The sequence below is a fragment of the Terrisporobacter glycolicus ATCC 14880 = DSM 1288 genome (assembly GCF_036812735.1).
Lineage (GTDB): Bacteria > Bacillota > Clostridia > Peptostreptococcales > Peptostreptococcaceae > Terrisporobacter > Terrisporobacter glycolicus.
Genome location: NZ_CP117523.1, coordinates 2110792 through 2122346, shown reverse-complemented (window position 1 = coordinate 2122346; position 11555 = coordinate 2110792). Strand labels below are relative to the sequence as shown.

Genomic DNA, 11555 nt, shown 5'->3' with positions numbered 1-11555 from the left:
GCATCGTAATCTTTGAACATGATTTACTGTCATATATTTTTCAAATTTACCAGAGCAAATTCTAAGGAATGCAATTCTATTTCTATATAGTAAATTAAAATCAATACCTGAAGGTAGCGAAGGTTTATCAGATGTGTTAAATATAATAAGTGATACATATAATTCATATACAAATTTTTATGATTTTGCAATTGAACCATCTGGTAATTACGATGAATATTCAAATAAAAATAGTTCAAAGATTGATGAGCAAATAATTATTGACTTTATTGGATTACAGTTGTAAAAGGAGGTTAATCAATGAAACAAAATATTTCTGAATCAGAATTAGAAGTAATGAAAATATTATGGCAAAAGCAATAAAAAATCATACATCTACAGCACAACAGTTAGTGAAGATGAGTAGAAATTAAATGGTATTGATAAGTAAATTAAAATATTAAGAGGGTAAATAAAAGAGGAAGTGAATTATGGAAAATATTTGGGCTGGTAAATATATATTTAAATACAATAATAAGTAATCCACCAACTTAATTGTTAGGTGGATTACTATTTTTATTTTAAGATTTGATTTATTTATTTAAAAAATAAGATATTATAGTTCTGATTATAACTAAAGCAGCCAGAGTTAGTATATGATCAATAGTTGGGTCTAGTATTGACTCAACAATATCTGCACCAATCAATTATATAAATCTTTATTGTAAGCCTTTAAAATTAATTGAGGAATAAGAATAAATCTATTATAATGAATAAGAACAACAATATGTTGCTATAACTAGAAAGGATTTCAATATGAAACATATTTTAATTGTAGATGATGATATTTATATCAGCGAAGTACTTGACGATATATTAGTAAATGCTGGTTATTCGGTATCTCATGCTTATTCGGGTACAGAAGCATTATATGTTCTTTCTTCAAACAAACCCGATTTAATATTATTGGACTTAATGTTACCGGGAATGAACGGGGAGGAAGTTCTTACTAAAATAACGGAAACTCCTGTTATCATTATGAGTGCAAAAGTAGATGTAAAAGATAAAGTGGCTCTTTTGCTTGGTGGTGCAGTTGATTATGTAACGAAACCATTTCATACGGAAGAACTTTTAGCAAGAATTACTGTTCAGCTTAGAAAAGCAACCAGTTTTGATGAAAAAGTATTTTTGGAATTTAAAGATATTCAGATGAATACAGATACTCATTTTGTGTCGGTAGATAAAGAAACCGTGAAACTGACAAGAACAGAGTATGCTATATTGAAACTTCTCATGCAAAATCCTACACAAGTAATTACAAAAACAATGATACTTGACCGTATCAGCGAAGATACACCCGACTGTATGGAAAATTCATTGAGGGTGCATATCAGTAATTTGCGTAAAAAATTGCGGGAAGTTAATGGTAGAGAATATATTGAAGCGGTTTGGGGAATTGGATTTAAAATGTCAGAATAATAAATCTTTGCAAAGTCTTAACACTTTTCTTAACAGCTTTCTTAACAGATTTACATTAGAATAAATTTATCAAAGAAAAGAGAGGTGTTATATATGGAGTATGTCTTAGTCACAAATGCTTTGAGTAAAATATACAAGAACTATAAAGCATTGAACAACCTATCTATGCACGTTCCTAAAGGTTCTATTTACGGAATTATTGGGAAAAACGGTGCAGGAAAAACCACTTTAATAAGATTAATATGTGGTTTGCAGAAGCCTACTTTTGGCGATTACATATTGTATGATGTGAAGAATACAAATTGTGCTATTTTAAAGGCACAAAGAAAAATAGGTGCAGTTGTAGAAACGCCGTCCATTTATCTTGATTTGACAGCAACGGATAATTTGAGACAGCAATGCAGTATTATTGGCTTACCGTCATTTGACTCTGTTCCTGATTTATTGAAGTTTGTTGGTCTCGAAAATACTGGAAAGAAGAAGGTAAAAAATTTTTCATTAGGTATGAAACAAAGATTGGGTATTGCTATTGCTTTAGTAGGAAGCCCGGATTTACTTATTTTAGACGAGCCAACTAATGGACTTGACCCACAGGGAATTATAGAAATAAGAGAGTTAATTTTAAAACTTAATCGCGAAAAACAGATTACCGTAATCATTTCCAGTCATATTTTAGACGAACTTTCTCGTCTTGCAACGCATTATGGATTTATAGATAAAGGAGTTATGGTAAAAGAAATCACAGCAAAGGAATTGGAAGTATCCTGCCAGAAGCGTGTTGAGTTGGTTGTCTCTGATGTAGAAAAGCTTTTACTTGTACTAGATAAAATGGAATACAAATATGACATTCTTTCAGATGAAAAAGTGAGTGTATATGGCGAAATACATATTTCTAAATTATCTCTTGAGCTGTCAAAAGTAGCGTGCGATATTATTTCTATACATGATATTGAGGAGTCTTTAGAAAGTTATTATATAAATCTGATAGGAGGTCGCAAATATGAATAAGCTTATATATGCAAACCTTTCTCGTCTATTAAAAGATAAAGTGTTTTTTGCCTGTGTGGTTATTACAATAATCACAGGAATACTTACTCCTCTATTGCGTTATAATAGTGTAAAGAATTTTTCAAATATGTTTTCCTTAGAGGGGACATTTTCTGCCTGTTCAATCATTTTAGCAATTTTACTGGCTGTTTTTTGTTCTCTGTTTGTTGGAACAGAATACAGTGATGGTACAATACGAAATAAAATTATAGTTGGACATTCAAGAGCAACAATTTATTATTCATTTTGGTTTACTAATATTATTGTAGTATGTATTTTATGTACCATCTATTTTATTATAAGTTTAGGTATCGGATTGCTTTTACAAGGAACTTTTGAAACAGACTTGAGATTTGTTATAGAATTAATCTTCAATATGTATATATTAACAATTGCCTATTCATCTATTTTTACTCTGATTTCTATGCTAGAACAAAACAAAGCCTTGGTAGCAGTGATTTGTATTCTTAGCACATTAGTCTTTTTTATGTTAGGTACTGCAATCTATACTAAATTAGCCGAACCAGAGATGATTCCTGCTAATACAAGTACAAATGGTTCGCCTGTGTATGACGTAGATACACCAAACCCAAGTTATGTAGATGGATTGGAACGTGGTGCTTATGAATTCTTATATGATTTTCTTCCTGGTGGGCAAACGGTTCAATATGCGAGTATGCAAGTATCAATCCCCTATAAACTGTCTATATATTCAAGTATTATTATTGTCATCACAACTGGAATTGGACTAAAATCATTTAAGAAAAAAGATATTAGATAGAGGTTAAATATGGAAATTAAGATATGTTTGTTAATTGTAAGTCTAAGTATAAATATTTTTTTTGCAATAAGAATTTATCTTTTGAGAAAATCAGCTAAAGAAATTAAAATCGGTTTAGTAGAAAAAGCAGAGCATGAAACAAATACAATAATAGACATATCTAGTCATGATAATTGTATGCGAGAATTAGCAAATAGCGTCAATATGCAGCTGGAAGAACTTTATAAGCAACGCCAGCATTTTTATCAAGGCGACAAAGAGCTTAAAGATGCAATCACAAATATTTCGCATGATTTGAGAACACCACTGACTGCAATCTATGCGTATTTAGATTTACTAAAGCACGAGGAAAAATCCGATTTAATAAATAAATACTTAAGCAAAATTGAGAACCGCATAGTGGTTTTAAAGAATCTGACAGAAGAATTGTTTCACTACACAGTTACTGCTTCTAACGTGGAGCATATTTCTGTTGAATCTGTAATTGTGAATAATCTTTTGGAAGAAAGTATTGCATCTTATTATGCAGTAATAAAGAATTGTAATATCATTCCAGATATAGTGATTCCACAGAAAAATGTGGTGTGTTTTCTTAACAGAAATGCAATCTCTCGTGTTTTTGAAAATATATTGAGTAATATAGTGAAGTATAGCGATGGAGATTTGCATATTATCTTATACGAAGATGGACAGATAGTATTTTCAAATCATGCTTCAGGATTGACTGAAACACAAGTCGCAAAACTTTTTGACCGCTTCTATACAGTAGAGGACGCTAGAAAGTCAACAGGTCTAGGATTGTCTATTGCCAAGATATTAATGGAACAAATGAACGGAAAAATAGTTGCACAATACACAAATGGTATATTAAGTATTTGCATTCAGTTGCCAGATGTTTTTCCGCAAAGATGATAGTAAACAAAGCAGAACTGACTGTAGAGGAAGTACAGTCAGTGAAAGAAAAGAGTGAATAAGTATAAATTAAGAATTAAATATCAATATTTTTATCTAATATTAAAAAGTCGAAAACATATATCAAATATATTTTCGACTTTTTAATTTATTTTTTATAAAGAAGTTTCTCTTAAAACTAAACCTTCATTTCTATCCATTAGTGTTCTAACAGACCATTCATTTGCGAATAACACTACTGGATTTCTATTTTTATCTTCCACTAATAGTGTATCCATTGGCATTGTAAGTTTACCAAATTTAGAAAGGTCATTTTCAATCCAACGTACATGACTGTAAGGTAGTCCGTACATTAATATATCAACACCGTATTCTTGTTTTAGACGATATTCTAAAACTTCAAACTGAAGCACACCAACAACCCCTACAATAAGTTCTTCCATACCACCGTTAGGTTGTTTATAAACTTGTATAGCACCTTCCTCAGCTAATTGTGTAAGACCTTTTACGAACTGCTTTCTTTTAAGAGCATTTTTTGTAGATATTTTCATAAAGTGCTCAGGAGCAAATTGTGGTATACCAGAATACTCTAAATTTGATTGTTTTTCACTTAATGTATCACCAATATTAAATATTCCTGGGTCATGTATACCTATAATGTCACCTGGGTAAGCAGAGTCTATTATAACACGGTCTTGTGCTACAAACTGTTGAGGTTGAGAAAGCTTAACTTTTTTACCTCTTTGTACATGATTTACTGTCATACCTTTTTCAAATTTACCAGAGCAAATTCTAAGGAATGCAATTCTATCTCTATGATTTTTATCCATATTAGCTTGAATTTTGAATATAAATCCTGAGAAATTCTCAGAGTTAGGATCAATCTCACCTAAATTACTGCTACGAGGACTTGGTGGTGCTGTTATATCTAGGAATGACTCCAAAAATGGCTCCACACCAAAGTTAGTAAGGGCACTTCCAAAGAATACTGGTGTTAATTCACCCTTTAATATTGTATCTAGGTCAAAATTATCTCCAGCGATATCTAAAAGTTCAATATCTTCAAGTAGTTTTTCGTGAAGATCATTACCTAATAAATCATTAAATTTCTCATCAGATGGATCTCCAGTTATACAATTAGCAATAGCTTGTCCATGGTTACCATCATCAAATACTTCAACTTGGTTTTTGTGACGGTTAAATACACCTTTGAACTCTTTACCAGAACCAATTGGCCAGTTTACTGGACAAGAACGGATTCCTAGAACATTTTCAATATCTTCAAGTAGTTCAAATGGGTCTTTACCTTGACGGTCCATTTTATTGATAAAAGTGAATATTGGAATTCCTCTCATTTTACAAACATGGAATAATTTCTTTGTTTGATCCTCAACCCCTTTAGCAGAGTCAATAACCATTACTGCAGAGTCTGCAGCCATAAGAGTTCTATAAGTGTCTTCACTGAAATCTTGATGTCCTGGAGTATCAAGAATATTTATACAAAAGTTATCATATTCAAATTGAAGAACACTTGATGCAACAGATATACCTCTTTGTTTTTCTATTTCCATCCAGTCAGATACTGCATGTTTTTGAGATCTTCTTGATTTAACAGATCCTGCTTCACGAATTGCTCCACCATATAATAGAAACTTTTCAGTTAATGTAGTTTTTCCTGCATCGGGATGGGAAATGATTGCAAAGGTTCTTCTTCTTTTAACCTCATTAATCAAGTTTATATTTTGTTCTGTCATTTTTTATCATCCTTTATTTTAATTTTATGATTATGCAAATATAAAAATATATTTAATAGTAGTTTTAAGATGAACATAACTATATATGTACTAAAAAAACTACAATACTAATTGATATTATAACTTTAATTAAAAACTGTCAATATATAATAGGTAACAAAATGAAAGGATATAGTCTAGAATACATGCACTGAGGAGAATTTGAACATCTTACCTGAAAAAGTAGAAGGTGTAAAAACGTCAAATGTTTATTAAACTAGTATAAAATTAACATTGTTATCGGTTTAAGATATGGAAAAAATTAATGTATTTTTTTATTCTATAATTTGATATAATGTAAATAAATATTATTTACTTGAAGGGGAACAATTATGGCAGATACAACAAATATATTACAATGGACTTTTGTGAGTGAATGTCCAATACCAGGAGATGTAGAAGACGTATTAGTACAAGGAGAAACAGCAGTTGCAGCATACAAAACACTTAGAGATAGTGCAATTTTTACTAACAAAAGATTAATAGTAAGAGATGCACAAGGATTAACAGGTAAAAAAGTAGAAATATATTCTTTACCATATTCATCAATAAACATGTGGTCAACTGAAAACGCAGGTAAACTATTTGATTTAAATGCAGAAGTTGAATTATGGACAAGAGCAGGTCATATAAAAATAAATCTACAAAAAGGTGTAGATATTAGAAAATTTGATAGATTAATAGCTGAAGCAGTATTTAAATAGAAAAAGTCTAAAATAAGCCAAGTCATTACAATGACTTGGCTTATTTTAATTGTAAGGATTTCATCTTACTAAAAAACAAGATGCACCTTTTATTTTCTTTGATAAATCAATAAAAAGTGACAAAATACATACTTCTAACATATAAATATAATAAGTAATTATGCTTAAATATATTATAAGGAGTAGAATCATGAAAGATAATGATATATATAATATAAATACTAGTGAATATTATGATTACTTCAACTTTAGTCTTACATGTAGCAAGGATTCTTATATCATAGGGGCAAAAGATATCTCTACATTATATGGAGATATTGTTATACCTAGAGAATACAATAACTTACCTGTCACACAAATTAAATCAAAAGGTTTTTATAATTGTAAAAATATACGCTCTGTTTTTATACCAAATACTATAAAATCCATAAATAGTTATGGAGCATTTGAAGGATGTAGCAATTTATCTTTAGTTTTATTTGAAAAAAACAGTGACTTAAAAAGTATTGGCAAAGCTACATTTAAAAACTGTAAAGAATTGGAAAGTATAGTAATTCCATCAAGTGTCACAAATATAGAAGAAAATGCATTTGATTGTTGTACAAATTTAAAAGAAATATATATTACATCAAAAGTGTATTTGCAACCAAAAAAATTTAAAATTTGTAATAAATTATCAAAATTAAATATATATTTATCTAATGAAAATATTGATGAATGGAAAGATTATTTACAATGTTTTGATTCAAATATTAATGTTGTTTCACTTCCAGACTTTATACCTACCGATTTAGGCTTTTTCATATTTGAATTAAATGAAGATGAAAAAAGTTATACTATATATGGAAAATACCCTCAAAGAGAAATTAAAAACTTAATACTACCATCATATTATAATGACATGCCAATAACTATAATTGGTGAAAATGCTTTTTACAATAATATTTATATGGAAAGTTTAAAACTTCCTGAAAAATTGAAAATAATTAAAAAACAAGCTTTTTCAAATTTTCATATTAAAGAACTAGAAATTCCAGATAGTTTAGAGACAATTGAACAAATGGCATTTATGGATTTTATGATTTATTTTAACTCTCCATCTGTTTCACTTCCAGGAAGTAGATCACAATTGGAAAAAGTCATAATTAGTGATAAGAGTAAGCTATCCTTTATAGGAAGGGGAGCTTTTAGTGGACATCCTAGATTAAAAGAGTTTAATTTTCCAAAATCACTAACTTATATAGGAAGCTGGTCATTTAGTGGTGCAGGTTTAGAATCTATATATATAGGAAAAAAAGTAGAATATATAGGAAGTCAAGCTTTTAGATTCACAACTGAATTGAAAAATTTCATAGTAGATCCAGAAAATACAGTTTACTCTAATGTAGATGGTGTACTATGCAGTAACCCTGATACAAACGATGAAAATTTTACAGCTATAGAATCTTATCCATCATCAAGAGAAGAAGATATATATACGATTGCCAATTATATAAGGGTAATACAAGGAAGATATGTTTTATCAAGATGCAAAAATTTAAGGGTATTATATATTAATGGGAACATGCTACCTAGATTTTTTTATGATAATGTGGATTTATATACGAATCTTCAAAGTACAAAAATTTATGTACCAGATAAGGTTTTAAATGAATATAAAAACTCAATTCAATGGAAAAAATATGCTAATATTATATATCCTCAAAGCATTATAAAAGATGGAATAGCAAAAATAGATAATACATTAATACAATGGATAGATAGTAAAGAAGATATAACTATACCAAAAGACATAAAAAGAATAGGCCCTTATGCTCTTGGAGAGGATAAAAAAATTAAAAATATATATGTAGATTTACAAAATACAAGTTTTAAATCTCAAAATGGGATTTTGTTTAATAGAGATAGATCTGAATTAATAAGATATCCACAAACAAGAGAAGAAGAGGAGTACAAAGTACCAAATTTAGTGAAAAAGTTAGGAATAGGATCATTTATAGGAGGAGAAAACCTAAGAAGGATAACCTTAGGTGAGAGAGTAGAAGAAATTGGGGAATATGCCTTTGGATCTTGCTTTAACTTATCAAAAATAAATTTAGAAAATGTAAAGAAAATAGGTAAGCTTGCTTTTTATTATTGTAATTTAAGTGGAAAAATAAATCTAAAGTCCATAGAAATACTAGAGGAAAATATTTTTAAACGTGATGAATTTTATATTAGAGAAGACAGTGGCATAGGTGTTAACTATACTATGAATATTAGTGAAGTAATACTTGGTAAAAATATTAAATACATTGGAAAAAATGCTTTACCAACGAATCCTACCATTTATATTTATGCACTAAGACCACCGACTCTTATAAAATCGTATTATGAATTTAAAAAAATATATGTTCCTAAAAAAAGTTTGGATTTATATAAAAACTCACCTGACTGGCAAAATTACAAAAAAATAATTTATCCTATTGAATAATGTGATAATAATCAGTCTAAATATGTTTCCAACAAATGATAATTTATAAGATTTAGGTAAATTTATTAAAAGGAGATATAATATGAATGAAAATATAGAAGAATCAATCTTCAAATATAAGTTACTTCCTAATAAAAGTGCTTATAGCATTTCTTTAAACATAACTTTAGACATTCCAAATGATATAGAAATACCAAAAGAATATAATGGATTACCAGTTACACATATTGAATCAAAAGGTTTTGCTAATTGTGAAAATATCATTTCAGTTTTTATACCAAATACAATAAAATCTATTAATAGTTATGGAGCATTTAAAGGATGTAGTAATTTATCTTTAGTTTTGTTTGAAAAAAATAGTGATTTAAAATATATTGGTCATGCAACTTTTAAAGACTGTTCACAGCTAGAAAGTATTATAATACCAGAAAGTGTAATAAATATGGAAGAAAATATTTTTGAAGGATGTGGTAATTTAACAGAGTTGTATATTACAACAAAAAAATATTTTTCACCAATAGGCCAATTGTTTACTTGTTGTGTAAATCCAAATTTAAATATATATTTATCAGATGAGAACATAAATGAATGGAAAGAAAATGTTTATTGTTTAAAATTAAATATAAACATTTTGCCACTTCCAAAATATATACCAACAGACTTAGGATATTTTAAGTTTAAATTAAATGATGATAAAAAAAGTTATATTATTTACCTTAAAGACAAAGAAAAAATGATGAAAAATTTAGTTTTACCATCCTTCTATAAAAATTTACCAGTAACTATAATAGATGAAAAAGGATTTTATTTTCAACTACAGCTTGAAAGTTTGAAACTTCCTAAGTATTTAAAAGTTATAGGAAAAAGTGCCTTTTGGGGTTGTATTGTTAAAGAATTGGAGCTTCCTGATAGTTTAGAAATAATAGAAAGTAGGGCGTTTGGACATATGTTGACATTTTTTAGACCACCATCTATTACACGTCCAGCAAGCCGTTCAAAGCTAGAAAAAGTAATTATTGGTGACAATAGTAAATTATCTTTTATAGGAATTTCTGCTTTTCATGCAAATATAGAACTAAAAGAATTCAATTTTCCAAAAACATTAACTCATATAGGAAGTTATGCTTTCAGTGCATCTAGTTTGGAATCTATTTATATAGGCAAAAAAGTTGAATATATTGGAGATAATGCTTTTATGATGGCAAGTGAAATAAAAAATATTGTAGTAGACCCAGCAAATACAACTTATTATAAAGTTGATGATGCACTATACAGTAACAATGCTTTAGATGTTTATCCACCGGCTACAGATAGTGACATATACACTATGCCAGACTTTGTAAGAGTAATTTATGGTAGGAGTACCTTTTACCAAAGTAAAAATTTGAGGGTGATTTATATTAATTCTAAAATAGTTCCTAGATTTCTTTATGATACTCCAGAAATGTCTACTAAGCTTCAAAGTACAAAGATTTATGTACCAGATGAAGTTGTTAATGAATATAAAAAAGCAATACAATGGGAGTATTATGCCAATAATATATTTCCACAAAGCATTATAAAAGATGGAATAGCAAAAATAGATAATACACTAATACAATGGATAGATAGTAAGGAAGATATAATAATACCAAAAGATATAGAAAAAATAGGGCCTTACGCACTAGGACAAGATAAAACAATTAAAAATATATATGTTGATTCTCAAAATACCAGCTTAAAATCAGAAGATGGAGTTTTATTTAATTTTGATAAAAGTGAATTAATTAGATATGGGCAAACAAAAGAAGCTAAAGAATATAAAGTACCAAACTCTGTTAAAAAGCTGGGAATAGGTGCTTTTGTAGGAGGAGAAAACCTGAGAAGTATAACTTTAGGAGAAAATGTGAAAGAAATTAGTGAATATGCTTTTGGATCATGTTTTAACTTGGAAAAGATAAATTTAGAAAATATAAAGAAAATAGGAAGTTTTGCATTTTATTACTGTAATCTAAGCGGGAAAATAAATCTAAACTCTATAGAAATATTAGAGGATAACATTTTTAGTCGTGAGAAAGTTTATATAACAGATGATGACCATTGGATACCATATTATTTTATGAATATTAGTGAAGTAGTATTAGGTGAAAATATTCAGTATATTGGAAAAAATGGATTGCCAAGTGATATAATACTTTATATTTATGCCTTAACTCCACCAACAGTTCATCAGGATAATAGAGGATTTAAAACAATATATGTTCCAAGAGAAAGTTTGGATTTATATAAAAACTCACCATTTTGGCAAGAGCATTCATCAAAAATTTTACCTATGGATTAATATTATAATATTTTACTAGATAAATCATAAGTATGTGAAATTTCATTTACTTTTTATTTGAAGGAGA

General features: G+C 28.6%; 10 protein-coding genes. 8 read left to right on the top strand and 2 right to left on the bottom strand.

The window, feature by feature from the left end; genetic code table 11:
- Nucleotides 1-133 precede the first annotated feature (133 nt).
- Nucleotides 134-286: a hypothetical protein gene (locus TEGL_RS10480; RefSeq protein ID WP_154650642.1), complete on the top strand. Its 153-nt coding sequence runs from the start codon at nt 134-136 to the stop codon at nt 284-286.
- Nucleotides 287-572: 286 nt separating this feature from the next.
- Here TEGL_RS10480 and TEGL_RS10475 read toward each other — a convergent pair whose 3' ends face one another.
- Nucleotides 573-686, bottom strand: coding sequence for a DUF1622 domain-containing protein (locus tag TEGL_RS10475; protein ID WP_242827309.1), 114 nt, complete (start codon nt 684-686; stop codon nt 573-575).
- A gap of 109 nt (nt 687-795) precedes the next feature.
- Here TEGL_RS10475 and TEGL_RS10470 point away from each other — a divergent pair, with 109 nt between their 5' ends.
- The 4 genes from TEGL_RS10470 to TEGL_RS10455 all read left to right on the top strand — a co-directional run bounded on the left by TEGL_RS10470 (nt 796) and on the right by TEGL_RS10455 (nt 4198).
- The gene (locus TEGL_RS10470) at nt 796-1458 is read left to right on the top strand and encodes a response regulator transcription factor (RefSeq protein ID WP_018590800.1); all 663 of its coding nucleotides are present in this window, start codon (nt 796-798) and stop codon (nt 1456-1458) included.
- Between the two features lie 93 nt (nt 1459-1551).
- Nucleotides 1552-2466, top strand: a complete 915-nt coding sequence (locus TEGL_RS10465) for an ABC transporter ATP-binding protein (RefSeq protein ID WP_018590801.1) — start codon at nt 1552-1554, stop codon at nt 2464-2466.
- Complete coding sequence (locus tag TEGL_RS10460; RefSeq protein ID WP_018590802.1) at nt 2459-3286, top strand: ABC transporter permease; 828 nt, start codon at nt 2459-2461, stop codon at nt 3284-3286. The genes TEGL_RS10465 and TEGL_RS10460 overlap by 8 nt, the downstream gene beginning before the upstream one ends.
- Before the next feature lie 9 nt (nt 3287-3295).
- Complete coding sequence (locus TEGL_RS10455; RefSeq protein WP_018590803.1) at nt 3296-4198, top strand: sensor histidine kinase; 903 nt, start codon at nt 3296-3298, stop codon at nt 4196-4198.
- Nucleotides 4199-4353: 155 nt separating this feature from the next.
- On the opposite strand, the gene TEGL_RS10450 is transcribed toward TEGL_RS10455, so the two are convergent.
- Nucleotides 4354-5952 carry a peptide chain release factor 3 gene (locus tag TEGL_RS10450; RefSeq protein WP_018590804.1) on the bottom strand — a complete coding sequence of 533 codons (1599 nt, stop codon included), beginning with the start codon at nt 5950-5952 and terminating at the stop codon, nt 4354-4356.
- 371 nt (nt 5953-6323) lie between these two features.
- On the opposite strand from TEGL_RS10450, the gene TEGL_RS10445 reads away from it, so the two are divergent.
- From TEGL_RS10445 to TEGL_RS10435, 3 genes are all read left to right on the top strand, one after another.
- Complete coding sequence (locus tag TEGL_RS10445; protein WP_018590805.1) at nt 6324-6695, top strand: PH domain-containing protein; 372 nt, start codon at nt 6324-6326, stop codon at nt 6693-6695.
- Between the two features lie 190 nt (nt 6696-6885).
- The gene (locus TEGL_RS10440; protein WP_018590806.1) at nt 6886-9168 is read left to right on the top strand and encodes a leucine-rich repeat domain-containing protein; all 2283 of its coding nucleotides are present in this window, start codon (nt 6886-6888) and stop codon (nt 9166-9168) included.
- 82 nt (nt 9169-9250) lie between these two features.
- Nucleotides 9251-11488, top strand: a complete 2238-nt coding sequence (locus TEGL_RS10435; protein ID WP_018590807.1) for a leucine-rich repeat domain-containing protein — start codon at nt 9251-9253, stop codon at nt 11486-11488.
- Nucleotides 11489-11555 lie beyond the last annotated feature (67 nt).